The sequence below is a fragment of the Rheinheimera metallidurans genome (genome assembly GCF_036983985.1).
In the GTDB taxonomy this organism is placed as follows: Bacteria; Pseudomonadota; Gammaproteobacteria; order Enterobacterales; family Alteromonadaceae; genus Alishewanella; species Alishewanella metallidurans.
The window spans coordinates 287,546-314,500 of sequence record NZ_JALAHQ010000001.1 but is presented as its reverse complement, the minus strand read 5'-3'; the positions used below and the strand labels follow the sequence as shown (position 1 = coordinate 314,500).

Below are 26,955 nucleotides of genomic sequence, written 5' to 3'. Positions count from 1 at the left end.
CTTTTTTATTTACCCAACGGTGTAGTTTAAAAACTTGCAAAACCTCATCCAACATTACCTTAAACCTTTTTTCTACCTGCTTATTTTACCTAATTTTTTTCTATTCTCCGTTGCCATTTATCTTGGCATTGGCCGCTCTCCAGTTAACCTAGACTATTTGTTTGCATCGCTATTTGTATACTCTCGCGTGCCCATTATTGGCTATATAGTATTTTTAGTGTTTTTTTTGTTAGATATTTTAGCATTACTAGTGCAGGTATTTACCTTTGCCAAGTTAGACCATTTGGTTTACTTATCTAGTTTCTTGCCCAATGCACCAGCTGCTTACCAAATGGCTACTTTGGCCTCCATGCTGTGGTTAGTTTTATTTATGGTCAATGCTGTAAAGCTTAAAAAGCATACAAGCCTAACCCAGGCGTTGGTACTATTTAATTTGGCACTTGGGGCATTTGGTTTATATGTTTACTCAGCCGACTCTGATAACACAGACAAGGTGTGGCGCGTCCAACACGCTCCACTAGTTAGCAGCCCAACCTTACATACATTAAAACATCGCAGTACATTGTTTTATCAGTATTTCTATGATGATGGCGAAATCTTTGATAAATTTATTCCGCCAAGCGCAACACAAGTGAATAATGCCCGATTTTATCAAAGTGGTAGCGAAAAGTTATTACTGATAATTAATGAATCTTGGGGTGTAGCTAAAGATGAGCACATAAATGCGCAATTAATACGCCCGATTATACAATTAGATCATTACGTTAAAAATCTTCACTCTGGTCAAATTAATTTCTTAGGCGCGACCGTGGCGGGTGAACTTCGCGAACTTTGCCAGCTTTCGCCCAATCATTTTAATTTAAAAGACGCAGCAAACGGCTTTGAAAACTGCATTCCAAACAAACTTAAGCGGCAAGGTTATGCTACTACAGCATTTCATGCAGCGTCTGGCGTTATGTATGACAGAATTTATTGGTACGCAAAAGCGGGCTTTGATAATAGCCGGTTTTTTGAAAACCTAAACTGGACACGCCGTTGCTACTCTTACCCTGGTGGCTGTGATCTAGAACTTATTAACAAAGTAATAGCTGATGTGGCCCAACCGGGTAAGCGATTTACCTACTGGCTAACCCTTAATTCGCATGCCATTTACGATGAAAGAGACATCGTTATTGATCAATTTGATTGTGCACAGTTCTCAGTGGATGTGCGTTCACAAACCTGCCGAAATTTGAAGTTGCAGGCACAATTCTTCTATATATTGGCTAAGAAAATTGCAGAGGAGAAATTAGTTGGGGTGAAAGTATTAATCGTTTCAGACCATGCGCCAGTCATTACAAATAAAACAGAGATGGAACAATACTTTATTGAGAATAAAGTAAACTGGCTAAGTTTCGAGATTCTTACTAAGTTAGATAGTTATTAACGGAGTTAAACTTGAATAAGCCACACTTAGTGGCATAATTAAAACCAATGCAATACTCTTTTTAGCAAAATCAGGATGTCTTCGTTTAATGGCCGTAACCACTACATCTACGTTATTTAGGCGCTTAGTACAGCTACGAATTATTGACGGCGACAAAGCAACTAAAATTGTCAACGAAAAAGGCAGCCAGTTTAAAAATCTGCCTGAATTACTAATTAACGAAAAGCTGATTAGCGCAGAAGAGTTAGCCAGCGCCGCTAGCGGTATTGGCCACGCTATTAGCCTAGATTTAGACCATTTTGATATGGCCTACGTGCCAGAAGATTTACGTAACGAAAAGCTAATTCGCAAAACCAATATGCTGCCATTGGGTAAACGTGGCCGCAATATGTATTTAGCGGTGGTTGACCCAACCGACATTCAAACCATTGAAGATTTCGAATTTAATACCGGTTTAAATGCTGAAGTTATTGTGGTTGATTTTAAAAAACTGCAAGCGCTAATAGACAAGCTGTTTGACGGCAATTTAGGCGGCGACTTTACCGATGCCGATTGGGATTTAGGCTCGTTAGGTATTGAGCAAATAGAGGAAGACGACGGCGCGCAGCCAGATAAAGACGACCAGCCGATTGTCGCCTTTATTAATAAAATGCTGTTAGACGCTATTCGTAAGGGCGCGTCAGATTTACACTTTGAACCCTACGAAAAAACCTACCGTATTCGCTTTAGAATCGACGGCATTTTGCATGAAATAGCCAGCCCGCCGGTATTGTTGTCTACCCGCTTGTCGGCGCGGTTAAAAGTAATGGCGCGCTTAGATATTGCGGAAAAACGGGTACCGCAAGATGGCCGCATTAAGCTAAAACTATCGGCAAAGAAGTCTATCGACTTTCGTGTCAGTAGCTTACCCACCCTGTGGGGCGAAAAAATAGTAATGCGTATTCTCGACTCTGACAGCGCGATGTTAGGCATTGATGTGTTGGGTTATGAAGAACACCAGAAAAAACTGTATTTAGACGCCCTAGCCCAACCGCAAGGTATGATTTTAGTAACCGGCCCTACCGGTTCAGGTAAAACCGTATCGCTGTATACCGGCTTAGCCATTTTAAATACCAGCGAAACCAATATTTCTACTGCGGAAGACCCGGTAGAAATTAACTTAGCCGGCGTTAACCAAGTGCAGGTAAACCCGCGTGCAGGCTTAACTTTCGCCACCGCCTTAAAAGCTTTTTTGCGCCAAGACCCTGACGTGGTAATGGTGGGTGAAATTCGAGATTTAGAAACCGCCGAAATAGCAATTAAAGCAGCACAAACCGGCCACTTGGTATTATCAACGCTGCACACTAACTCGGCACCGGAAACCCTAACTCGCTTACTTAACATGGGTGTACCCTCGTATAACGTAGCCAGCTCGGTATCGCTTATTATTGCCCAGCGCCTAGCGCGGCGTTTATGTAGCCAATGCAAACAGCAAGAAGTGCTACCAGAGGCAGAGCTATTAAAACAAGGTTTTACTGCCCAGCAGTTGCCCAGCGTAAAAATATTTAAGCCGGTAGGCTGCGAATATTGCACTAATGGCTATAAAGGCCGGGTGGGTATATACGAAGTTATGCCTGTTAGCCCGAAAATGGCGGATATTATTATGCAAGGTGGTAACTCGTTAGATATTGCCGCTCAGGCACAAACCGATGGAGTTAATAATTTGCGCCAATCGGGTTTAATTAAAGCCGCGGCGGGCTTAACTAGCTTGGCAGAAATTAACCGCGTAACCAAAGGCTAAACATAGTTACACCTAGCTTACATAAAATGATATAAATAAATAAACTAGGTGCTAACAAGGCACAGCAACAGGAAACCACTATGGCTCAGGCACAACAACTTAAAATAAAAGAGCTGGAAGTATTTAAATATAAAGGTGTAAACCGCCGCGGCAGCAAAGTTGATGGTGAAATAAAAGGCACTAGCATAGCTGAAGCTAAGGCATTGCTGCGCCAACAAGGTATTACGCCATCGGGCGTAAAGCGCAAACCTAAATCACTGTTTGGCGACGGTAAAAAAATTACCGCTTTAGATATCGCTATTTTTACCCGACAAATTGCCACTATGCTAGGTGCCGGCGTGCCGTTAGTGCAGTCAATAGACCTTATTGCTAACGGCGCAGATAATAAAAGTTTACGCACCTTAATGCAGAAAATCTCGGTAAAAGTGCAAGCCGGTTTGCCATTATCCGAAACATTGCGCGAGCACCCAAAGTATTTTGATGATTTATACTGCGACCTAGTAAAGTCGGGCGAAGCATCAGGCTCGTTAGACCAAATTTTTGACCGGCTGGCTATTTATAAAGAAAAAGCCGAAGCACTTAAATCAAAAATTAAAAAGGCCATGTTTTACCCTATTGCGGTGTTAGTGGTATCGGCGATAGTTACCTCAATATTGCTTATTTTTGTGGTGCCGCAATTTGCCGAAATTTTTGCTGGTTTTGGCGCCGAGCTTCCCGCATTTACTCAGCTCGTACTACATATTTCAGAAGTAATGCAGGAGTATTGGTGGCTGGTATTAGCTGCAATATTTGCTTTTGGTTATATCGTAAAAAAAACTTACGCTAATAATTTAACGTTTAGAACTTGGGCAGATGGCCGCATTATTAAACTACCGGTTATTGGTAGTATTTTAAATAAAGCCGCGGTAGCACGTTATGCGCGTACCCTTTCCACCACCTTTGCTGCCGGTGTACCTTTAATTGAAGCGCTGGAATCTGCTGCGGGCGCAGCGGGTAATGAGGTATATAAAAATGCTATTTTGTTTATTCGCGAGGAAGTCTCAGTGGGTAACCAGATGCATTTAGCCATGAAGCAAACCGACCAGTTTCCAGAAATGGTGCTATCAATGGTATCTATTGGCGAAGAAACGGGCGCCCTCGATAGCATGCTAAGCAAGGTTGCAAGCATTTATGAGCAAGAAGTTGACGATGCAGTTGACGGTTTAACGGCGTTGTTAGAGCCACTAATTATGGCGGTATTGGGTGTATTAATAGGCGGTTTAATTATTGCCATGTACCTACCCATTTTCCAGATGGGATCTATTATATAATGTCGTCAGTTACCGAAGCGTTAGTTGCTTTTCCAGTATTATTTATTGTTATTGCCGTAATTTTAGGTTTAATCATTGGCAGCTTTTTAAATGTCGTTATTTATCGCCTGCCAAAAATGATGGAAAACGAATGGCGGCAAGAATATCAGGCGTATTTTAGCCCTGATGGCACAGCACAAGCACCGGCTAAATTTAACCTAGCAACACCACGTTCGGCTTGCCCAAGCTGTAATGCTATGGTTCAGGCGCGCGATAATATACCTGTGCTTAGCTGGTTGCTATTAAAAGGCAAATGCCGTAATTGCCGCACCAGCATTAGCGCACGTTACCCGTTAGTAGAATTATTAACGGCGGTAATGTCGGCCGTAGTAGCCTGGCAGCTAGGCTTTGGTATTGCCGCTATAGTATTTATTGTTATTACCTGGGCGTTAATTACGCTGACTTTTATCGACATTGATAAGATGTTGCTACCCGATCAAATTACCCTACCCTTACTCTGGTTTGCCTTGTTATTTAGCCTTAGCGATTCAGCTTTTGTTAATCCAGCACAAGCTATGGTCGGCGCCGCTGCGGGCTACCTTAGCTTATGGTCGGTGTATTGGTTATTTAAGTTATTAACCGGCAAAGAAGGTATGGGTTATGGCGACTTTAAATTACTGGCCATATTTGGCGCCTTACTGGGCTGGCAGCAGTTGCCGCTGATTATTTTACTGTCGTCTTTAGTGGGTGCGGTGGTTGGTATTACGCTGCTTAGTGTGCAAGACAAGGATAGAAGCACACCTATTCCGTTTGGGCCTTATATTGCAGCGGCAGGCTGGATAGCCATGTTATGGGGCGAGCAATTAACCAATGCCTACTTACGCTATTTAAATTTGTAGTGTCGGGGGGCTTGTAGTGTCTGGTTTTATTGTTGGTCTTACTGGTGGCATTGGTTGTGGCAAAACGACGATAACCGAGTTGTTTTCTGCGTTAGGCGTACAACATGTTGATGCCGATATCGTAGCCCGAGAAGTTGTTATGCCTGGCACGCCCTGCTTGCAGGCTATAACGCAATACTTTGGCGAAGGTATATTACTTACTAGCGGTGAACTTAATAGAGCCGAGCTGCGTCAGAGGGTGTTTAGCTGTGCCAGCGATAAAATATGGCTTGAACAATTATTACACCCAGCAATACGGCAAACATTGCTATTACAATTAAAGAAACTAACATCTCCTTATGCGTTATTAGTTGCACCGTTACTGTTAGAAAATAAGCTTAACCAGCATGTGCAACGGGTATTAGTAATAGATTTACCCGAAAGCTTGCAGTTAAGCCGCGCTATGGCTAGGGATAAAGCCGACGAGCAGCAAATAAAGGCGATAATGGCAGCGCAGATATCGCGTAGCGAACGGCTAAAACTGGCCGACGATATAATTACCAATGACAGCAGTATCTCTGATTTAGTCGCCAAAGTTAGTCGCTTGCATCAGCAATATTTGCAGCAGGCGACAGCAATACCGTAACTAAGTATGCAGTGAGCTGTCACAACAGGCGTAAACGACAGACACATGACTGAACTTATTTACGAACATCCGTTAAATGAAAAGCTTCGTACCTATCTGCGTTTAGAGTATTTGTTAACGCAACTTCATAACCTGATGCCGTTAGACAGCGAATGGCAGCAGCAGGCATTTTTTAATACGCTATTTGATTTAATAGAAGTAATTGATCGCAATGATATTCGCCCCGATCTGATTAAAGATTGCGAGCGCTGTGAAAATGCGCTGGTAGCTTGGGCGAACCACCCTTCGGTTTCTGACGACAAGCTAAAATTGGTATTACAACAAGCTGTAAGACTACAAAGTGAACTGCTACGCAGCGGTAAATTTGTTGGCACCTTAAAAGAGGATAAATTTCTCGCGCCGCTGCGGCAACGCTTTTCTATTCCAGGTGGCGCTTGTTATTTTGACGTGCCGCAATTGCATTACTGGTCTAATTTACCTTTGGCAGAACGCAAACAAATGGCGACGAGCTGGTATAATGAGTTTGCCTTATTGCAGCAAACGGTAGAATTTGTTTTAGGCTTTTGCCGCGAAAAAGGCCAGTTTGCCGATGCTGTAGCCAATAATGGCTTTTATCAAAGTAACACTGAACAGACCGAATTATTGCGTATTCGCTATCCGTTAGCTGCTGGCGTTTACCCAACAGTAAGCGGTAACAAGTATCGGTATGCTATTCGCTTTATGCAGTTATGTGACGAAACCGGCCGCTGTAATAGCGATAAGAGCATCAACTTTGCATTAGCTTGTTGTTAAGGCTTGTAGTACGTATTTGGAGTAGCTAAATGAAAGTTAAATGCCCGACCTGTGATATTGATGTAGTGTGGTCTGCTGACGCCGCTTTTCGGCCATTTTGCTCAGAGCGCTGTAAGTTAATAGACTTAGGCGATTGGGCAGCAGAAAACCATCGCATTGCCGATAAAACAGCGATAGATAACCAGTTATCAGAAGAATATTTAGCTGAGCTTGAGCAAGAGTTTATGGCTCAAGATAACGAATTTTTTCAACACTAAACGCCAAACTGCTGCACAATGCGCTGCACGATGGGTTGATTGGCATCGGGAAAGGTAATATCGCCAAGCTCTGCCACGCTAACCCAGCGCAGCGGCTGGCCTTCACGGCCTTGTGGCTCGCCAGTAAACTCGCTTACTAACCACACATCTAATTGCACAGTTTTTTCTGGGTAGTGGTACTCAAGCTGCATTAATGCGCAGCTTGCGGTTACGTTAATGCCGATCTCTTCGTGTAGCTCGCGTAACAACGCCTGTTGCACGCTCTCGCTTGGCTCTACTTTGCCACCAGGAAACTCCCACTTACCACCCTGGTGCTGTTTAGCGCTACGTAACGCAAGCAAAATTTGCTTATCGCGCATAATTACGCCAACGGCAACGTGTATGACTTTATATTGAGGGGTATTTTGCATTGTTTCTGCACGTGCTCGCCAGTTAGTAACGCGAAAGATCCGGCTTGCTCACACCAACACGCCGTGAACCCTTCCTTGGGGGCTCGCTTCAGGCATCCTTGCCTTCAACGGTTGGCTTAGAGCAAGCCGGATCTTGCTTAAATGAACAGTATGCAGCCGAAGCCGACTTTATGTACCCTATGGCGAGTTTGGCTTATACCAACTTACCGTGACACTGCTTATACTTTTTGCCCGAACCACAGGGGCAAGCATCATTACGGCCTATTTTGTCATGCTCACGAAATGTTGGCGTAGCTGCTGACATATCAGCGGGTAGGTCGCTACCAATGCTTTGAGCTTCGTCATGTTGATAATCATGCGGTACAGCATCTGCTTTACGGCGCTGCTCATCAACGGCTTCTACATCTTCTGCGGCGCGCACTTGCACGCGGCCTAATACACCCACTACGTCAATTTTCAAGTTTTCTAACATGGTAGAAAACAATTCAAAGGCTTCGCGTTTATATTCTTGCTTCGGGTTTTTCTGCGCATAACCGCGTAAATTAATACCTTGGCGCAGGTGGTCCATTGCGGCTAAATGTTCTTTCCAGTGCGTGTCTAAGCTTTGAAGCATGATAGCTTTTTCAAACTGACGCAGTACTTCAGGGCCAACCATTTGTTCTTTAAGTGCGTAAGCTTGCTCAACTTCTTGTTGAATGCGTTCACGCAGCTTTTCTTCAAACAGCTTTTTATCGTCTGCCAGCCACTGGCTTATTGGCAAGTCGAGTAAGTAATCTGCTTTTAAGCGCTGTTCTAAGCCTGGTATATCCCACATTTCATCTAACGACAGTGGCGGAATATATTGACTAAGTACGCCATCAACTACGTCGGTGCGAATAGCACTAATGGTTTCGCTGATGTCAGTGGCGTCTAACAGTTCGTTACGTTGTTCGTATACGACTTTACGTTGGTCGTTAGCTACGTCGTCAAACTCAAGTAATTGTTTACGAATATCAAAGTTGCGCGCTTCTACTTTACGCTGGGCATTTTCAATGGCACGGCTTACCCAAGGGTGTTCAATAGCTTCGCCTTTTTCCATGCCTAAACGACGCATCATGCCAGCCATACGGTCTGAAGCAAAAATACGCATTAAGGCATCTTCTAACGACAAGTAGAACCGGCTTGAACCTGGATCACCCTGCCGGCCAGAACGACCACGCAATTGGTTGTCGATACGACGTGACTCATGACGTTCAGTACCAATAATATGCAAACCGCCAGAGGCAATTACTGCATCGTGACGCACCTGCCAATCGGCTTTGATTTTGGCTTTTTCTGCATCTGTGGCATCAGCACCTAAGGCCGCCAGTTCTGACTGTAAACTACCGCCAAGTACGATATCTGTACCACGACCTGCCATGTTAGTAGCAATGGTAACCGTACCTGGTTGGCCAGCATTGGCAATAATTTGCGCTTCGTTAGCGTGAAATTTGGCGTTTAATACTTGGTGTTTAATTTTTGCCTTGTTAAGCAAATTAGACAGATACTCTGAACTTTCAATAGAGGCTGTACCCACCAGCACTGGGCGGTTGGCATCACGCGTTTGAATAATATCAGCAATAATAGCTTGGTATTTATCTTCAGCATTTAAATACACCAGATCAGCCATGTCTTTACGCACCATTGGCCGATTGGTTGGCACTACGATGGTTTCAAGGCCGTAAATCTGTTGAAATTCAAATGCTTCAGTATCTGCCGTACCCGTCATACCAGATAACTTATCGTATAATCTGAAGTAATTCTGGAATGTAATAGAGGCTAAGGTTTGGTTTTCATTTTGAATTTTTACGCCTTCTTTGGCTTCAACCGCTTGGTGTAAGCCTTCTGACCAACGACGGCCTTCCATAGTACGGCCAGTGTGTTCGTCAACAATAACAATCTCACCGTCTTTTACTACGTAATCTACGTCGCGTTTAAATAACTGGTGCGCACGCAATGCGGCATATACGTGGTGCAACAATGTAATGTTGGCGGCGGAGAATAAGGTGTCATGCTCTTGAATTAAGCCATGCTCGCGCAGCATGTCTTCAACTTTAATTTGACCTTGCTCGGTTAAGTAAACCTGACGCGCTTTTTCGTCTAAAGTGAAATGGCCGTCACCATGTGCGCCTTCTTCATCTTCTTTTTCTTGCCGTACCAGCTGAGGCACTAATAAGTTAATTTGTTTATAAAGCTCTGAACTGTCTTCAGCTGGACCAGAAATAATTAACGGCGTACGCGCTTCGTCAATTAAAATTGAGTCAACTTCATCGATAATAGCAAAGGCTTGATCGCGCTGAACACGCTCTTGTGGCGAAAACGCCATATTGTCGCGCAAGTAGTCAAAACCGAACTCGTTATTAGTACCATAGGTAATATCAGCGGCGTAGGCTTGCTGTTTATCTGGGTGCGCCATGCCTGGCACGTTTACACCAACGGTTAAGCCGAGAAAAGAAAATAACGGTTCGTTAGTTTGTGCATCACGACGGGCAAGGTAGTCGTTTACGGTAATAACATGTACGCCACCGCCATTAAGCGAGTTAAGGTAAGCCGGTAGCGTAGCCGTTAGCGTTTTACCTTCACCGGTGCGCATTTCAGAGATTTTACCCTGATGCAGCACCATACCGCCCATTAGCTGCACGTCAAAGTGGCGCATACCAAATACACGCTTACTGGCTTCACGCACGGTAGCAAACGCTTGCGGCAGAATATCATCTAGCGTGCTGCCTTCAGCAAGTAGTTGCTTAAACTCTTGCGTTTTGCTCTTCAGCTGGTCGTCGGATAAGGCTTCGAACTCTGCCTCTAACGCATTGATCTGCTGTACTTGTTTTTCTAATTTTTTTAAGAAGCGGTCGTTGCGGCTACCAAATAATTTGGTAAAAAGTTTTCCAAACATTATCCAAATACCATTTTAAGTTAAAATATTAAAACATCAGCATATTACGCTAGATATGGTGCCCGATGCTAACGCTTTCAAGGTGCAACATTCTTTGTATTCACAGAAGCTGTTACACTACTTAGGTGTATCCCTTGTTGTAGGTGCTTTAGGCTATGGCCCGTTACACTCAAAAACCGCTGGATGTGAGTAAAGTGCTGTCGCACAGTACGCTGGCATCGCAGCAACAGCAAGTCAGCCTAGTGCAGCAGCTGAACAAGGTGCTGGCTGAGGTGTTGCAACTAGAGCAACTTAGCTTTTGCCAAGTTAGCTGCATTCGTGATGGCCGAGCTGTTATTTTATCAGCTTCAGCGCCATGGTTAACCCGGTTAAAATTGCAGCGCGACGCTATTCTAGACAATTTTCGTAAAAAAATCTTGCCTGATTTAGCCGGAATTGACATTGAGGCCTCACCTAACGGCCAAATTAATCACTACAGCTTGCCCATTCCTCAAAAAACCAGCTATCAGCTATCAGAGCACGCCGCACAAAGCCTGCGTGCTGCTGCAGAATCAAGCGATGGCCCGTTAAAACAAGCGCTGTTAAAATTGGCACAAAACGCTGAGGCCAAAAACAACAAAACCCGGTAAAACCGGGTTTCTGCTATTACTTATTCTTAGGCTAGCTGCGGTGCTAAATATGAAATTGGCATTTGTGCTTTATCTTCAAAGGTAACAAATTCCCAATTTTCTTGATTAGCTAATACTGCACAAAGCAATTGGTTATTCAAAGCATGTCCAGTTTTAAACGACTTAAACTCACCTAAAATGCTGTAGCCGGCCATATAAAGATCGCCAACTGCATCTAAAATTTTGTGTTTAATAAACTCGTCTTCATAACGCAAGCCATCTTGATTAAGCACACGGTATTCATCTAATACCACGGCATTATCGAAGCTACCACCTAAGGCCAGGTTATTGGCTCGCAGGTACTCTACCTCATGCAAAAAACCGAAAGTGCGCGCACGGCTAATATCTTTAATAAAACCAGCGGCAGAGAAATCAAGCTGCATATGCTGCACAGTTTCGGCAATAACAGGGTGATCAAACTGAATAGCAAAGTCGATTTTAAAGCCATGGTGGGGTTTAAACTCGGCCCACTTATCACCGTCTTCTACCCGTACTGCTTTTTTAATACGAATAAATTTCTTCGCTAAGCGCTGCTCGGCGACACCGGCTTCAAGCAGCAGATAAACGAAAGGGCTAGCACTGCCGTCCATAATTGGAATTTCAGCAGAGTCTACTTCAACAATTAGGTTATCGATGCCCATTCCGGCAATGGCTGCCATCAGGTGTTCAGTAGTAGACAAACGCACGCCATTTTCATTGATTAAACAGGTACACATCACGGTATCGCCCACTAACTCTGGCGCTACTTTGAAGTCGACTACCGGATCAAGGTCAACACGACGAAACACGATACCCGTGTTGTCTGGCGCAGGTCGGAGAGTAAGCGTAACCTTTTCGCCTTTGTGTAACCCCACCCCGATAGAGGTGACTATTTTGTCGATAGTACGTTGTTTAATCATAATTTATTCCTGCTCAAATATAAGCAATCACAAAATGGCGGCGAAGCTTAGCACAAATGTGGCTATTATGCCAAATTTCACTGAACCGCAGCTTAATTATGCTGCCAGCCTTGCCAGCGACTAACCGGCTACTAACCAATTACTCAATATAGACCTAGTCGGCTTGTTTGCGTAGAAACGCTGGAATATCAAATATATCAATATTCGCTTTGCTTTCCGGCTGTGCTTTTGTTGCTATTGCAGGCGCTTCATCACGCATGGTCTGCGGCGCAGATTTTTGCATAGTGTTACCCTGTTGCACATATACTGGCATTGGCTCTGGGCGGCTATTCTGCACTAGGCTGATATCAGGGCGACGATCGGCACCAATACCGGTTGCTACTACAGTTACACGCAGTTCGTCGTGCATATTAGGATCAATTACCGCACCAACTACTACCGTCGCATTTTCAGAAGCAAAAGCTTTTACCGCATTACCTACGATTTCAAACTCTTCAATACTGATATCTAAACCAGCAGTAATGTTAACTAAAATACCTTTAGCACCGGACAAATCAATGTCCTCTAACAGTGGGCTAGAGATAGCTTGCTCTGCTGCTTCCTCAGCACGATCTGGGCCTGAAGCTGTGCCGCTACCCATCATAGCTGTACCCATTTCAGACATAACCGTACGTACGTCAGCGAAGTCGACGTTGATTAAGCCCGGACGAGTGATTAGCTCAGCAATACCCTGCACTGCACCAAGTAATACGTTATTTGCTGCTTTAAACGCATCTAATAAAGTCGTGCCTTTACCTAACACTTTTAACAGTTTGTCGTTAGGGATAGTAATTAACGAGTCAACATACTTACTTAACTCTAAAATGCCTTCTTCAGCATAAGCTGTGCGTTTTTTGCCTTCGAACGGGAAAGGTTTAGTAACCACCGCTACCGTTAAAATACCTAACTCACGCGCCACTTCAGCAACCACAGGCGCTGCACCTGTACCGGTACCACCGCCCATACCAGCTGCGATAAACACCATATCGGCACCTTGAATGGTTTTTTTGATGGTTTCGCGATCTTCTTCAGCTGAACGTCGGCCTATTTCAGGATTTGCACCGGCACCTAAGCCTTTAGTTACACCTGCGCCTAACTGCAGCGTGATGTTAGCTGAAGAATTACGCAGCGCTTGGGCATCAGTATTTGCTACCACAAACTCTACGCCTTCAATATTGCTGGCGACCATATATTCAACTGCGTTACCGCCGCCGCCGCCAACACCAATTACTTTAATTACAGCTTCTTGGCTGTGGTTTTCCATTAATTCAAACATAGCTCTCTCTCCGTTTCTACGCTTACTTTAAAATTCACCTTTAAACCAGCTGCTGATCCGCTTAACGAAACTGCTCACTGAATCTCGCACATCGACAGACTTTTTCTGCTGATGGCGTGCATCTTTACCGTACAGTAATAGCCCTACCACGCTGGCATAAGCTGGGTCCTGTACGTATTCTTTTAAACCCGTAACATGCATAGGTTGACCTACGCGTACCGGCATTTGAAAAATATCTTCGGCAAACTCTACCGCACCTTCCATCTTAGATGTGCCACCGGTTAGTACCACTCCGGCGGCTATTTGCTCTTCAAGGCCGCTGCTTCTTATTTCTTCTAGCACCAGTTCAAATAGCTCTTGATAACGTGGTTCTACTACTTCAGCTAGTGTATGACGCGACATTGACCGAGCGGGCCTGCCACCAACACTGGGTACTTCGATACTTTCTTCTTTACCTACCATGCTGCGCAGCGCACAGGCGTACTGCACCTTTATGTCTTCAGCATGGCTAAGCGGGGTACGGAAAATTTTTGCAATATCGCTAGTTACCTGATTACCCGCCACCGGAATAACCGCAGTGTGTCGCAGTGCGCCATTGGTATAGATAGAAATATCGATGGTGCCACCGCCCATATCAACCACACACACGCCAAGCTCTTTTTCATCATCGGTTAGTACCGCAAAGCTAGAGGCTAGTGAGCTGAAAATAAGCTGATCGACTTGCAAGCCGCAGCGTTCAACACACTTTTCAATATTTTTTGCCATGTCATTAGCACAGGTAATAATGTGCGCACGCGCTTCCATTCTTACCCCTGACATACCAATTGGGCTTTTAATACCCTCTTGCATGTCTACTGAGAACTCTTGCGGCAACACATGCAGCATGCGGCGTTCAGCCGAGATAGGCACTGATTTAGCCGCGTGAATAACGTTAGAGACATCTTCAGCAGTGACTTCAGTATCATTAATTGGCACCATACCACTTTCGTTTTGACAGCGAATATGTTTGCCAGTAATACCCAAGTACACCGATGAAATGCGGCAATCGGCCATCAGTTCAGCTTCATCTATTGCGCGTTGCACCGCTTGCACTACTAGGTTTAAATCGTTAACACCGCCTTTATCCATACCGCGGGATACATGAGTACCTACACCGACAATGCTTAGCTTGTCGTCGGCAGTTATTTCGCCCACCACTGCTTTTATCTGCGCAGTGCCGATATCCAGGCCAACAATTAGATCTCTCTCTAACGACTTTGTCATGCTTTTCTCTTTTGTTCAGTACTGTAACGCACTGCTATGCCAGTGTCGTAACGTAGGTCCACTTCGGCTACGGCGTCGGCTTTATGTTTACTAATTACTGGGTAGAGCTCAATAAAGCGCTGCACCCGTTTTAAGGTATCTTCGCGGCCAAGCCTTAAGGCTACGCCGTTACTTAGGCTTAATTGCCATGAAAAACGCTCGGTTAACCCCAGCGCTACAGCGTTAAATTTATGCAGGGCCAATAAGCCCTGCATATGGCGGAACATGGTTAGTGCGTCCTGCTGGCTGCCTTCTGGGCCGGTTAACATTGGAAGTTCCGTTTTCAGCTGCTGTAAGGGTGCTTGAAATACGTCACCCTGTTCATTTAATAATTGCTGCTGATTCCAAATTGCTACCGGCTGTTGTTCTGTCACAACCACAACCAAAGCGTCAGGCCATTGTTTGCGCACGGCTGCCTGATAAACCCAAGGTTGCTGTAACAGGAACTGCTGCACTTGATCCACGTTCACGCTAAAAAAGTTACCTACATACTGCTGTTGCAATTTATGGTGCAGGGTTCCTATATCGATATGCTGAAAATCACCATATAACTTTACTTGTTTTACTGGCGCGCTCTGCTGGCTTTGTGTCCAGTCAGCTATTTTTACGCCTGCCCACGCTAGCGCAGCCATAGCGACAATAAAAAACACCACTCCCGCATAAAATGCGGGTTGTTGTTTAAATTGCAGCTTAGGTAAACGCCAGTTCATGGTTATTACGCCTTTTGCGCTTGGGTTAATATCGCCAGCACCAACTGCTGGAAACTCATGCCAGCCGCTTTAGCCGCCATTGGCACTAATGACTTTTCCGTCATGCCCGGCACAGTATTCACTTCTAGCAAATAATGCTGCCCGTCTTGGTCAAGCATAATATCTACTCGGCCCCAGCCGGTTGCGCCTACCGCATTAAACGCGTTAAGTGCGGTGTTTTGCATCATGGCGGTGTGCTCTGCCGATAACGGCGCAGGGCATAAATACTCTGTACTGTTAGCCTGATATTTTGCTTCGTAATCATAAAACGCGCGCGGTGTGCGCATTTCTACTATCGGTAACACCTGACCATTTAAAATAGCCACAGTAAATTCACGACCATTAATCCAGCGTTCTACCAAAATTTCACTGTCGTACTTTAATGCTGCGGCAATAGCCTGCTCTAGCTCGGCAGCACTATTAGCTGCACTCATACCAATGCTGGAACCTTCATTGGCGGGCTTAACCATAACCTTGCCACCTAAGCTGGCTAATAAACCGGCAAAATCGGTGTCTTGACTATGCACTACCGCAAAAGCCGCCGTAGGCAATTTTTGCGCTTGAAATAACCACTTGCAGCGAATTTTGTCCATTGCCAGTGCTGAGCCTAGTACTCCGCTGCCAGTATAAGGTAAACCTTGTTGCGCCAGTGCGCCTTGCATAGTACCGTCTTCGCCACCACGGCCGTGTAATACGATAAATACACGTTGCGCACCGCTAGTTGTTAGCTCGGTTAACGCCTGATGTTTTGGATCAAAACCATAAGCATCGACACCTGCATCGGTTAATGCTTTCAATACCGCGTTACCAGAGCGCAGCGACACCTCGCGCTCGGCCGAATTACCGCCAAACATTACCGCTACCTTGCCAAATGCATTAACACTACTACTCATGCTTTTTCTCCTGCACTGGCTTTAAGTTGATTTATATTCAATTGCATAGCAGCCAACTGCTTTACTAAGCTGCCGATATTACCGGCGCCTTGGGTTAGCAGTACATCGCCATCTTGTAACACTGTGGCTAAACTTGGCGCTAAATCTGTGGGTTCAGCAATATAAATGGGGTCTAATGCACCGCGCGCCCGAATTGAGCGACATAAGCTGCGACTATCAGCGCCGGCAATGGCTGGCTCGCCAGCACTATACACTTCAAGCAACAGCAACATATCAACAGTTGAAAGCACCTTGGCAAAGTCTTCGTATAGATCACGGGTACGGCTATAGCGGTGCGGTTGATAAGCCATAACTAAACGTCTATTGGGCCAAGCTGCACGAGCAGCGGCAATGGTTGCAGCGACTTCAGTTGGATGATGGCCGTAATCGTCTACCAGCACCACCTTGCCATTACCGGTGTCAAATTCACCGTATTGCTGAAAGCGCCGACCAATGCCTTCAAATTTTCTTAACGCCGTCAAAATAGCTTGCTCGCTAATACCTTCATCCGCCGCTAAAGCAAACGCGGCTGTGGCATTTAATGCGTTATGTTTACCAGGTAAATTAAGTGCTACCTCACGCTGATTGCCGCTGCCATCAGTAATAGTAAACTGGCTTTGTGTGCCGGTTTGACTAAATTCACTGATTACATAGTCAGCGTCATCGCTAAAGCCGTAGGTTATAACCGTGCGACTAATTTGCACAATTACACTACGCAGTACCGGATCGTCAATACAAACTACAACAACGCCGTAAAACGGCAGGTTGTGGCAAAACTCTAAATAGGTGGCTTTAAGCTTTTCAAAGTCACCTTGATAGGTGTCCATATGGTCAGCTTCAATATTGGTAACTACGGTTGCTAATGGCTGCAAATGCAAAAACGATGCATCGCTTTCATCAGCTTCAGCAATTAGATAACGCCCAGCACCCAACCTAGCATTGGCACCGGCCGAGTTAAGTAAACCACCGATAACAAATGTGGGATCAGTGCCCGCTTCGGCAAATATTGACGCCAACAAACTGGTTGTTGTAGTTTTACCATGCGTACCGGCCACCGCAATACCATGACGAAACCGCATTAATTCGCCTAACATTTCCGCACGACGCACTATTGGTATACGAAACTCACGCGCGGCGGCAACCTCTGGGTTTGCGCTATTAATGGCGCTAGATACCACGACTACGCTAGCACCCGTTACGTTTTCTGCAGCATGGCCAAAACTAATACGGGCGCCAATAGAAATAAGGCGTTCAGTTACGGCATTTGGCGCAATGTCCGAACCAGAAATATTGTAGCCTTCGTTAACGAGTACCTCGGCAATACCGCCCATACCGGCGCCGCCAATACCAACAAAGTGAATACGCTCGACCCGGCGCATAGCTAATTTTTTCTGTTGTGGAGTAGTAATCATATCTGTTGTCCTGTTACTTGCTGACCAACGGCTTGCTGACATAACGCCACTACCTGTGCTGTTGCATGATCTAAGGCACAGGCACGCGCTTTGGCGGCCATTTGCTGTAACGATGTTTTATTGTCTAACCATTGCTGCAATAACGGCAGCAAATGCTGCTCGTCCAAATTACGCTGCAACACTAACTGGGCTGCACCTTGCTCACTAAGCCAGCGCGCATTTGCAGTTTGATGATCATCAATTGCCGTAGGTAGCGGCACAAAGACTGCGGCAATACCGGCGCAAGCGACTTCGCTTACGGTTAACGCGCCTGCACGACAAATTACGACATCAGCCCACGCATAGGCCTTGGCCATATCGTCAATAAAAGCACTCACTTCTGCCGTTAACTGACCCACGCCACCTTGCCAATAGGCTTGTTGCGTTTGTTGTTGCGATGCTTTGCCAGTTTGATGCCGCACGGCAATTGCACCCTGTTTAGCCGCTTTGGCAAAGATAGTTGGTAAGGTGTCGTTCAATACTTTGGCGCCAAGACTTCCACCCATAACTAATACTTTAAGGCTACCGCTATAGTCATGATCTGCGCCAATGCTAAGCAGCTCTGCCCGTACCGGATTACCCACCACTTGCTGTTTAGCATGGCCCGCAAATGCAGCGGGGAATGCCACCAATACTTTGCTAGCTAGTTTTGCCAGTAAACGATTAGTACTACCGGCTATAGCATTTTGTTCATGAATTAATAACGGTAAGCGCTTTAACCATGCCGCTACACCACCTGGGCCGCTGGCATAACCGCCAAAACCCAATACGATATCCGGCTGCACACTATTGATAACCTTACGCGCTTGCCACACCGACTTTAGTAACATCCATGGCGCTTTTAGCAGTGATAGCAGGCCTTTACCGCGCAAACCTTCAACGTTAATAGTGTGAAATGCCCAGCCAAACTGTGGAACTAAGGTCGCTTCCATACGGGTTGGCGTGCCTAACCAATGCACTTGCCAGCCTGCGGCATTAAGCGCAGTTGCTACCGCATGTGCGGGGAAGATATGGCCACCGGTGCCACCGGCCATAATTAGAATACGCGGTTTAGTCATTGCGACCTCCGCTAATGGCATGCTTACCCTTTAACCGCACTTCAAAATCAATACGCAATAATAACGCGGCAGCGGCCAGCATAATAACTAAACTACTACCACCTGAGCTAACAAAGGGTAAAGTTAAACCTTTAGTTGGCAACGCACCGGTAGCTACACCAATATTTACCGCAGATTGAAAACCAATCCAAATTGCTAAGGCGTAAGCAAGAAAACCGTGGAAGCTCATTTGTTTTTCTAACGCACGCTGGCCAATCCACAACGCGCGATATACCAGCATAAATAACAGGCCCAATAATATCGTTACACCGATAAAACCAGTTTCTTCGGCGATAACCGCCAGAATAAAGTCGGTATGTGCTTCGGGTAAATATTCTAATTTTTGAATGCTATTACCCAAGCCTTGGCCAAACCAGCCACCACGACCAAACGCCATTAACGACTGAGTAAGCTGGTAACCGCTACCAAAAGGATCAGCCCAAGGGTCAAGAAAGGCCGTAACGCGTTTCCAGCGGTATTCGCTATAAACAATCAATACGCCAATGGCCAGTAGCCCAGTAAAAATTAAGCAGAAGAACTGCCACAACTTGGCGCCAGCTAAAAACAACAGCGCAACAGCAGTAGCAAACATAACAATAACCGTGCCTAAGTCAGGCTGCATTAGTAGTAATACCGCAAAAGCGAATAACACTAACAATGGCTTAATAAAGCCTTTAATATTTTCACGCACTTCTTCATGGCGTCGTACTAGGTAGCTGGCTAAATAGATGAAGAAAAACAACTTAGCGGGTTCAGCCGCTTGTAAACCGATAGGGCCGATAGATAACCACCGCGTACTACCGTTAACATTATGGCCAACCAATAATACAGCAATAAGTAATGCTAACGCGGCAAATAACAACAGCATATTGCTGTTATGCCACCATTGCACTGGAATATTGATCACCAGTAAAGCCACACCAAAACCTATGCCCAAATACAGTAAATGGCGAATAGTAAAGTGCAATTCGTTATCGTATAGCCGCGTTGCTACAGGCACAGATGCGCTGGTAATCATTACCACGCCCAGCGCGACAATAAGCATTAGTAGGGTTAAAAACAGCTTGTCGTAAGGTGCCGTGTCGTCGGCACTCCACCAATTAGTAATACCTTGTATTGGGTTAAACCAAGATGATTTAAACAACGTTAGCGCAAGCTGCTTCATAGCACCTCCGCCTTAACCGCGGAGGCAAACTGCTCACCACGATCACTGTAACTTTTAAACATATCTAGGCTAGCGCAAGCTGGCGACAGCAACACCATATCGCCAGGTTTGGCTAAGCGCGCAGCTACTTTCACGGCGTCTTGTAGCGTTTTAACTGGAATGCTATTCGCTTTTAATTCAGCAATAGCTGGGCCGTCTTGGCCAAGAGTAATAAGCTGCTGTACATCCGCATCCAGTACCGGCTTTAGCTCGCGCATATCCGCGCCCTTGCCGTCACCGCCAGCAATTAAAATTAAGTTGCCACTAACACTGGGCCGTAAACCGGCAATTGCTGCTAATGTCGCGCCAATATTGGTTGCTTTAGAGTCGTTAACCCAGCGCACGTTATTGCTATTAGTTACTAAAACACAACGATGTGGTAGCGATTCAAATTGCTGTAGTGCTTGCACAACACCGGTACGGCTAGCGCCAGCAGCTAGCGCTAAGCTAGCAGCAACCAGCGCATTAAATTCATTATGTGCACCAAATATGGTCATTTGACTAACGTTTAGTAGCGGCTCACTGGCCAGCATTAAACAACGCTGCCCCTCGCACTCGGCAACGCCGTATGCCGCATCGGCTAACTTAATACCCAGTGTTTGCGCGGTTTGTTCTGGGGTGGTTGCGCTGTCATCTAAATTAAACACCGCCAATTGCGTATGCTGGTATACCCGCTGTTTAGACTCGGTATAGGCTGACATAGTGTGATAGCGGTCTAGATGATCGGCACTGATATTTAAAATAGTGCTGGCTACGCTTTGTAAGCTAAACGTGGTGTCTAACTGAAAACTTGATAACTCCAGCACAAATACATCAACACTAGGCTGAGCAATAGCCTCTAGTACTGGCAAACCGATATTACCCGCCGCTAACGCATTAATGCCGCTGCATTTAAGCATGGCTTCAACCAGTTTAGTTACCGTAGACTTACCATTAGAGCCGGTAATAGCAATAACCGGTTTTTGATTGAAACGTGCGAACAGCTCAACATCGCCTATTAATTCAGCGCCTTGAGCAACGGCAAAACGAAGCGCAGGATGCGTTGGCGATAAACCCGGACTTAGAATAATCATGTCCATTTTCGCTAAGCGATTCGCATCTAGTTCGCCTAAGTAAATACCGTCTACTTTTTCTGCTGCTATTTGCTCAATACCGGCAGGTTTAATCCGGCTGTCCATTAACACGGGTTTCACGCCCAAGCTTAGTAAAAAACGCACCGTGGCCAGCCCAGACAAACCTAGGCCTACTACGGCGATGCGTTTTTTTGCTAAACGTTGCGTGATGGCAACCTGTGTTATCGTCGGCATCATTGTTATCTCAGCTTTAAGGTGGCTAGGCCAACCAGCACAAAAATGATCGACAAGATCCAAAACCGTACAATAACCCGCGGTTCTGGCCAGCCTTTTAGTTCGTAATGATGATGAATAGGTGCCATTCGGAAAATGCGCTGACCACGCAGCTTATAAGAGCCTACTTGCAAAATGACCGAGACTGTTTCCATAACAAAGATGCCGCCCATAATAAACAGCACAATTTCTTGTCTTACTAAAATGGCAATGACACCTAGCACTGCACCCAAGGCTAATGAACCCACGTCACCCATAAATACTTGTGCTGGATAGGTGTTAAACCACAAAAAGCCTAAACCAGCGCCGACCAAGGAGGCACAAACCACCACCAGTTCGCTGGCGTGAGGTAAATAAGGGATATGCAAATAACTAGAAAAATTAACGTTGCCACTTAAGTACGCAATAATGGCAAATGCGGCAGCTACCATAATGGTTGGCACAATGGCTAAGCCGTCTAGGCCATCAGTAAGATTTACGGCATTGCTAGTACCAACAATAACAAAATAGCTTAGCGCTAAAAACAATAAGCCCAACTGCGGCATAACGTCTTTAACAAAAGGCACTAATAATGCGGTTTCGGCTGGACGTTCGGCGGTAAAATACAAAAACGCTGCCACAGCAATAGCAAATAAGGATTGCCAAAAATACTTCCAGCGCGCAATTAGGCCTTTAGGGTCTTTACGCACCACTTTGCGATAGTCGTCGACAAAGCCAATCCAGCCAAAGCTGACTAAAACAAAAAGTACTACCCAGACATATTTATTTTCTAAATTAGCCCATAGTAAGGTACTTATTAACACCGCGCCCAAAATTAGCAAGCCGCCCATCGTAGGCGTGCCTTTTTTCGAGAAATGACTTTCTGGGCCGTCACCACGCACAACCTGACCAATTTGCATGCGTTGTAAGCGGGCAATGAGTTTAGGCCCTAAATATAAACTTAAAAATAACGAGGTTAAAATACCCAAAATGGCGCGAAACGTTAGATAACTAAACACGTTAAACGCATTAAAATACTGGGTTAAGTACTCGGCTAACCAAACTAGCATGGGTGACTCTCCTGCTGACATCTTTCTAGCAAGTCTTGTACGACTAATTCCATTTTCGCACTGCGCGAGCCTTTCACTAGCAGGGTGACTTCCTGTTGTTCTAATACTATTGGCATTAAGCGCTGAATAAGCGCTTGGCGCGAACTAAAATGAGCGCCTTGTCCAGCAAACAAATCGCTGGCGCTCTGTGATAACACGCCAAGGGTGAACAACAGATTAACACCTGCTTTTTGTGCGTATAAACCTATCTCTTCATGGTATAAACGGGCGTCAGTACCCAATTCCGCCATGTCGCCTAGCACTAATATGCGATAGCCAACAAACGCCGTTAATAAATCAATCGCGGCCTTAACTGACTCAACATTGGCATTGTAGGTATCGTCAATCAGACGTAATTGCGGTGACAGCATGTTAATATTGGCACGGCCTTTAACGGCGGGCATTTGCGCTAAACCTAATTGCACGTCGAGTAAGCTTGCGCCAACAGCAATGCTCGCGGCGGCAGCAGCTAAGGCATTAGAAACATTATGCTTACCAGGCAGTGTTAACTGTACAAACTGCTTACCTTGTGGGCAAACCAATTCAAAACCGGCACAACCGTGGTCGTCTAGAACTATTGCCTGTGCGCAGTAATCCGTCGTTTTAGTGGTAGAAAACTGCACCACCTGCTTACCGGCTAAACGCTGTAGCCAATAATCGCAATACTGGCTGTCGGCTGGAATAATGGCTAAACCTTGCTCAGTAATAGCATTAAAAATTTCACCTTTTGCCCGCGCCACCCCATCTACGTCGCCAAAACCCTCTAGGTGCGAAGCGGCAACGTTGGTAATAATGGCAACATCGGGTTTTGCCAGCGCAGTGGTATAGGCTATTTCACCTTGATGATTAGCACCCAGTTCAAGCACGGCATAGTCATGCTTTTCGCTAAGACGCAACATAGTAAGCGGTACGCCAATATCATTATTAAAATTGCCCTGCGTAGCTAACACACGGCCACGTCGGCTTAAGATAGCCGCGATCATTTCTTTGACTGTAGTTTTACCCGCACTGCCAGTTACTGCTACCGTTTTTACCGCTAAGCGGGCTTTTACCGCAGCCGCTAACTGGCCTAATGCCAGATGAGTGTCGTGCACAATAATTTGTGGAATATCGACATTTACCGCTTGCTCTACAACAACCGCTGCCGCACCTTTAGCCTTTACCTCTGCAATAAATGCTGAGCCATCAAAATTAGGGCCTTTTAAGGCGATAAACAAATCGTCGTTCGCAATAGTTCGGCTGTCTGTACTGACATTTAAAATACTGACGTTGTGGCCGACTAAGCTACCATCGAGCATTAACGCAATTTCTGCACAGTTTAATTTTATCATGCTGGCATCTCCGCAATAAGCTGGCGAAGATAAGCACGTTCATCATATTGCCGCTGCTCAGTACCAATAATTTGAATAGTTTCATGGCCTTTACCAGCGATAAGCACAATGTCATGTGCTTGTGCGCTGATCAGCGCTAGCTTAATGGCACTTTGTCGATCAGGCTCAATGGTATAGCTGCCGTCAGGGCTCATACCTGCGGCAATATCTTCGCAAATAGCAACAACATCTTCGCTGCGCGGATTATCAGCAGTAACAATTACATGGTCGGCATAAAGCTCGGCAATTTGGCCCATTATTGGCCGTTTGCCGCGGTCACGGTCACCACCGCAGCCAAACACACACCATAAGCGGCCTTTACAATGTAAACGTAATGACTGTAGCGCCTGCTGTAATGCATCTGGAGTATGAGCGTAATCGACAACGGCGGTAAAATTTTGTGGAAACTTAAACTGTTCCATTCTGCCTGGCACCGGTTGTAGCTGGCTGCAAGCAGTAATAATTGCAGCGAAGTCATAGCCAAGCACCAATAAACTCGCTATTGCAGCCAGTGTATTTTGAATATTAAATTCGCCTAACAGCGGTAAATAAAAACGTTGTTCAGATAAGTGGCTGCTTAGTTTAAGCTGATAACCTTCGGTGGTAACAACAACGTCAGAATAACCAAGATACTGGCTAAAACCGGCACAGTCTTCAGCTTTACCATAAGCAAATACCGGCACTTGGCTTTGCGCGGCCAGCTTACGGCCAAATTCATCAGATACATTAATTACCGCAGTACGGCTTAACTGTGGCGTAAATAACGTCGCTTTTGCTGCGGCGTATTCGGCCATAGAGCCGTGATAATCTAGATGATCGCGGGTTAGGTTAGTAAAAACCGAGACATCAAACAATAAACCCGCAACCCGATGCTGCGCTAACGCATGCGACGACACTTCCATAGCAACTAACTTGGCATTATTAACCACGCTAAGTGATAAAATACGTTGTATATCAACATAATGCGGTGTGGTATTTGGCAACGGCGTTAGGTTGCTGCACGAACCATAGCCTAGCGTGCCAATAACTGCAGCGGGCAGAGCTAATTGCTCAGCTAAACGACTAATAAAAAATGCCGTGCTGGATTTACCATTAGTGCCGGTTATACCAACTAATTGCAGTTGTCGCGCCGGTTGCTGATAAAAATTTGCGGCCAGTGCCGGCAGTAGTTGCACCAGTTCTGGCAATACCACCACACGTTTGTCGTTGTAGCTACCTTCGTTGGTTAGCACCAAACCCGCGCCTTGCGCTAAAGCTTGGCTAATAAACTGTTTACCATGTTGTTGCACACCAGGAATAGCTAAAAATACGTCATTAACGCCAACGTTACGGCTATCTAGCTGTAACTGCTCTAGCTCAACATCTGGTACATCATTGGCATACAAGGCCAACCACTGCTTAGAATTAACCGGCATTGCTACCCCCTGTTATTGCAGAAAGCTTGGGTTGGTTTAGTGCATCTGGTGTTAAATTTAACAGCTGCATACTTGCACCCATGATATTGGCAAAAACCGGCGCCGCTATTTCACCACCATGATAAAAATCACCTGCGGGCTCATTAATAACCACGACACAAGCTAAGCGAGGATTAGACACAGGGCCGACACCGGCGAACGAGGCGATATAATCTTCGCCATAACCACCAGCGATGGCTTTACGCGCGGTACCTGTTTTGCCACCCACGCGATAACCTTTAACCTGCGCTCGGGTGGCAGTACCACCGGGCATAATATTCGCTTCCATCATTTCCAACATCGCGGCCGCATTTTTGCTATCTAGCACTTGCTCACCCGGCTGCTGATTTTCACTTTTTAAAATAGTCAGCGGACGACTAATACCACCATTGGCCATAGTGGCATAAGCTCTGGCTAACTGTGCTGCAGTAACTGACAAACCATAGCCAAAGGCTAAAGTAGCACGTTCAAAATCCGACCAACGCCGACGATGGCTTAACATGCCACTACTTTCGCCATTTAAGCCAAGGCCGGTATCAATACCCAACCCCATATTGCTATACAAACCAAGTACGTGCTCATGCGGCATAGACAGCACTAGCTTGCTTACACCCACGTTGCTCGATTTTTGAATAATGCCGGTTAGGCTAAGTGTTTTATAGTTATTAGCATCACGCACCCAGCTGCCGCCAATGCGCATATAACCTGGGCTGGTATCAACAGTAGCGCCTAGCTTAGTCGCACCAAACTCAAGCGCACTTAATACCGCTAGAGGCTTCATGGTTGAACCGGGTTCAAAGGTGTCAGTAATGGCGCGATTGCGAAACAAATAGGCCGGAGCATTACCACGATTATTGGGATTAAATGATGGGCTGTTAACCATGGCAAGCACTTCGCCAGTTTGCACATCCACCACAATAGCTGAGCCTGAGGTAGCGCCATGTGATAACACCGCTTTTTTTAGTTCGCGGTAAGTAACAGTTTGAATACGCTGATCAATACTAAGATGCAAATTACCCGGCTGCTGCGCCTTGGCTCGCTCTATTACTTCTATTTCACGGCCTTTGGCATCTTTACGAAATACTTTACGTCCAGCAGCGCCCGTTAAAAACTCGTCGTAACGTTTTTCTATGCCTTCAACGCCAATATCATCAACGTTGGTAAAGCCAATTAGCTGAGCAGTAACTTCACCCGCAGGGTAATAGCGACGCGACTCTTGGCGAAAATAAATGCCCGGCACTTTTAGCTTTTTAACGTAATCGACTACGGCAGGATTAACCTGACGCTGTAAATAAACAAACCGCCGCTGCGGGTTGTCGCCAATTTTAGTTAGTAGCTGTGCTGAACTCATTTGTAAAATGTCAGCCAGTGCGTGCCAGCGCCGCTCGTCAGCTGAAGCATGACGCTCGATGACTACTTTGGGGTCGGCCCAAATAGCCTCAACCGGTATGCTCATCGCCAGCTCTTCGCCGTTGCGATCAAAGATCATACCGCGTAATACCGTGTCAGCCTCAACCCTTAGGCTGCGCATATCACCTTGGCTTACTAACATTTCTGGTTCAACCACTTGTAACCAAGCGGCACGCACTACTAAAGCGCTAAACACACCGGCCAAGGTCATTAAAACAAAAGCAAAACGCCAGCCAAGTACCGATGGTACCGAACGACCTTTAGCTTGAGACATCTTC

Annotated in this window: 23 protein-coding genes; 8 read left to right on the top strand and 15 right to left on the bottom strand. The window is 45.7% G+C overall.

Features of this window, described 5'->3' with window-relative positions:
• The first annotated feature begins 34 nt into the window (after positions 1-34).
• The 7 genes from MN199_RS01495 to yacG all read left to right on the top strand — a co-directional run bounded on the left by MN199_RS01495 (position 35) and on the right by yacG (position 7,068).
• On the top strand, positions 35-1,426 hold the full coding sequence (locus MN199_RS01495; RefSeq protein WP_335738198.1) for a sulfatase-like hydrolase/transferase: 1,392 nt from the start codon (positions 35-37) through the stop codon (positions 1,424-1,426).
• An 88-nt stretch (positions 1,427-1,514) separates the two neighbouring features.
• Positions 1,515-3,206 carry a type IV-A pilus assembly ATPase PilB gene (pilB, locus tag MN199_RS01490; protein ID WP_335738197.1) on the top strand — a complete coding sequence of 564 codons (1,692 nt, stop codon included), beginning with the start codon at positions 1,515-1,517 and terminating at the stop codon, positions 3,204-3,206.
• Between the two features lie 80 nt (positions 3,207-3,286).
• Positions 3,287-4,516, top strand: a complete 1,230-nt coding sequence (locus tag MN199_RS01485; RefSeq protein ID WP_335738196.1) for a type II secretion system F family protein — start codon at positions 3,287-3,289, stop codon at positions 4,514-4,516.
• Positions 4,516-5,394, top strand: coding sequence for a prepilin peptidase (locus tag MN199_RS01480; RefSeq protein ID WP_335738195.1), 879 nt, complete (start codon positions 4,516-4,518; stop codon positions 5,392-5,394). Before MN199_RS01485 ends, MN199_RS01480 begins: the two co-directional genes overlap by 1 nt.
• A gap of 16 nt (positions 5,395-5,410) precedes the next feature.
• On the top strand, positions 5,411-6,019 hold the full coding sequence (gene coaE / locus MN199_RS01475) for a dephospho-CoA kinase (RefSeq protein WP_335738194.1): 609 nt from the start codon (positions 5,411-5,413) through the stop codon (positions 6,017-6,019).
• Between the two features lie 45 nt (positions 6,020-6,064).
• Positions 6,065-6,811, top strand: a complete 747-nt coding sequence (gene zapD / locus MN199_RS01470) for a cell division protein ZapD (protein WP_132581626.1) — start codon at positions 6,065-6,067, stop codon at positions 6,809-6,811.
• A gap of 29 nt (positions 6,812-6,840) precedes the next feature.
• Entirely contained in the window at positions 6,841-7,068 is a 228-nt protein-coding gene (yacG, locus tag MN199_RS01465) for a DNA gyrase inhibitor YacG (RefSeq protein ID WP_335738193.1), read from the top strand.
• On the opposite strand, the gene mutT is transcribed toward yacG, so the two are convergent.
• Positions 7,065-7,478: an 8-oxo-dGTP diphosphatase MutT gene (gene mutT, locus MN199_RS01460; RefSeq protein WP_335738192.1), complete on the bottom strand. Its 414-nt coding sequence runs from the start codon at positions 7,476-7,478 to the stop codon at positions 7,065-7,067. The two genes, yacG and mutT, sit on opposite strands and share 4 nt — an antisense overlap.
• A 193-nt stretch (positions 7,479-7,671) precedes the next feature.
• Positions 7,672-10,392 carry a preprotein translocase subunit SecA gene (gene secA, locus MN199_RS01455; RefSeq protein ID WP_335738191.1) on the bottom strand — a complete coding sequence of 907 codons (2,721 nt, stop codon included), beginning with the start codon at positions 10,390-10,392 and terminating at the stop codon, positions 7,672-7,674.
• A 155-nt stretch (positions 10,393-10,547) separates the two neighbouring features.
• On the opposite strand from secA, the gene MN199_RS01450 reads away from it, so the two are divergent.
• Complete coding sequence (locus MN199_RS01450) at positions 10,548-11,021, top strand: DciA family protein (protein WP_335738190.1); 474 nt, start codon at positions 10,548-10,550, stop codon at positions 11,019-11,021.
• A gap of 26 nt (positions 11,022-11,047) precedes the next feature.
• On the opposite strand, the gene lpxC is transcribed toward MN199_RS01450, so the two are convergent.
• From lpxC to MN199_RS01385, 13 genes are all read right to left on the bottom strand, one after another.
• Entirely contained in the window at positions 11,048-11,959 is a 912-nt protein-coding gene (gene lpxC, locus MN199_RS01445; protein ID WP_132581616.1) for a UDP-3-O-acyl-N-acetylglucosamine deacetylase, read from the bottom strand.
• Between the two features lie 154 nt (positions 11,960-12,113).
• A complete protein-coding gene (gene ftsZ, locus MN199_RS01440; RefSeq protein ID WP_132581614.1) occupies positions 12,114-13,274 on the bottom strand; it encodes a cell division protein FtsZ in 1,161 nt (386 codons plus the stop codon).
• Positions 13,275-13,301: 27 nt separating this feature from the next.
• Complete coding sequence (gene ftsA / locus MN199_RS01435; RefSeq protein WP_132581612.1) at positions 13,302-14,537, bottom strand: cell division protein FtsA; 1,236 nt, start codon at positions 14,535-14,537, stop codon at positions 13,302-13,304.
• On the bottom strand, positions 14,534-15,286 hold the full coding sequence (locus MN199_RS01430) for a cell division protein FtsQ/DivIB (RefSeq protein WP_335738189.1): 753 nt from the start codon (positions 15,284-15,286) through the stop codon (positions 14,534-14,536). Before MN199_RS01430 ends, ftsA begins: the two co-directional genes overlap by 4 nt.
• A 5-nt stretch (positions 15,287-15,291) precedes the next feature.
• The gene (locus MN199_RS01425) at positions 15,292-16,218 is read right to left on the bottom strand and encodes a D-alanine--D-alanine ligase (protein ID WP_335738188.1); all 927 of its coding nucleotides are present in this window, start codon (positions 16,216-16,218) and stop codon (positions 15,292-15,294) included.
• Complete coding sequence (murC, locus tag MN199_RS01420) at positions 16,215-17,669, bottom strand: UDP-N-acetylmuramate--L-alanine ligase (RefSeq protein WP_335738187.1); 1,455 nt, start codon at positions 17,667-17,669, stop codon at positions 16,215-16,217. The genes MN199_RS01425 and murC overlap by 4 nt, the downstream gene beginning before the upstream one ends.
• The gene (gene murG / locus MN199_RS01415) at positions 17,666-18,766 is read right to left on the bottom strand and encodes an undecaprenyldiphospho-muramoylpentapeptide beta-N-acetylglucosaminyltransferase (RefSeq protein ID WP_335738186.1); all 1,101 of its coding nucleotides are present in this window, start codon (positions 18,764-18,766) and stop codon (positions 17,666-17,668) included. The genes murC and murG overlap by 4 nt, the downstream gene beginning before the upstream one ends.
• Entirely contained in the window at positions 18,759-19,970 is a 1,212-nt protein-coding gene (gene ftsW / locus MN199_RS01410) for a putative lipid II flippase FtsW (protein ID WP_335738185.1), read from the bottom strand. The genes murG and ftsW overlap by 8 nt, the downstream gene beginning before the upstream one ends.
• Positions 19,967-21,319, bottom strand: a complete 1,353-nt coding sequence (gene murD, locus MN199_RS01405) for a UDP-N-acetylmuramoyl-L-alanine--D-glutamate ligase (RefSeq protein ID WP_335738184.1) — start codon at positions 21,317-21,319, stop codon at positions 19,967-19,969. Before murD ends, ftsW begins: the two co-directional genes overlap by 4 nt.
• A gap of 2 nt (positions 21,320-21,321) precedes the next feature.
• Positions 21,322-22,404, bottom strand: a complete 1,083-nt coding sequence (gene mraY / locus MN199_RS01400; protein ID WP_132581600.1) for a phospho-N-acetylmuramoyl-pentapeptide-transferase — start codon at positions 22,402-22,404, stop codon at positions 21,322-21,324.
• The gene (locus MN199_RS01395; protein ID WP_335738183.1) at positions 22,398-23,774 is read right to left on the bottom strand and encodes a UDP-N-acetylmuramoyl-tripeptide--D-alanyl-D-alanine ligase; all 1,377 of its coding nucleotides are present in this window, start codon (positions 23,772-23,774) and stop codon (positions 22,398-22,400) included. The genes mraY and MN199_RS01395 overlap by 7 nt, the downstream gene beginning before the upstream one ends.
• Positions 23,771-25,228: a UDP-N-acetylmuramoyl-L-alanyl-D-glutamate--2,6-diaminopimelate ligase gene (locus MN199_RS01390; protein ID WP_335738182.1), complete on the bottom strand. Its 1,458-nt coding sequence runs from the start codon at positions 25,226-25,228 to the stop codon at positions 23,771-23,773. The genes MN199_RS01395 and MN199_RS01390 overlap by 4 nt, the downstream gene beginning before the upstream one ends.
• Positions 25,218-26,951 carry a penicillin-binding transpeptidase domain-containing protein gene (locus tag MN199_RS01385; RefSeq protein ID WP_335738181.1) on the bottom strand — a complete coding sequence of 578 codons (1,734 nt, stop codon included), beginning with the start codon at positions 26,949-26,951 and terminating at the stop codon, positions 25,218-25,220. Before MN199_RS01385 ends, MN199_RS01390 begins: the two co-directional genes overlap by 11 nt.
• Positions 26,952-26,955 lie beyond the last annotated feature (4 nt).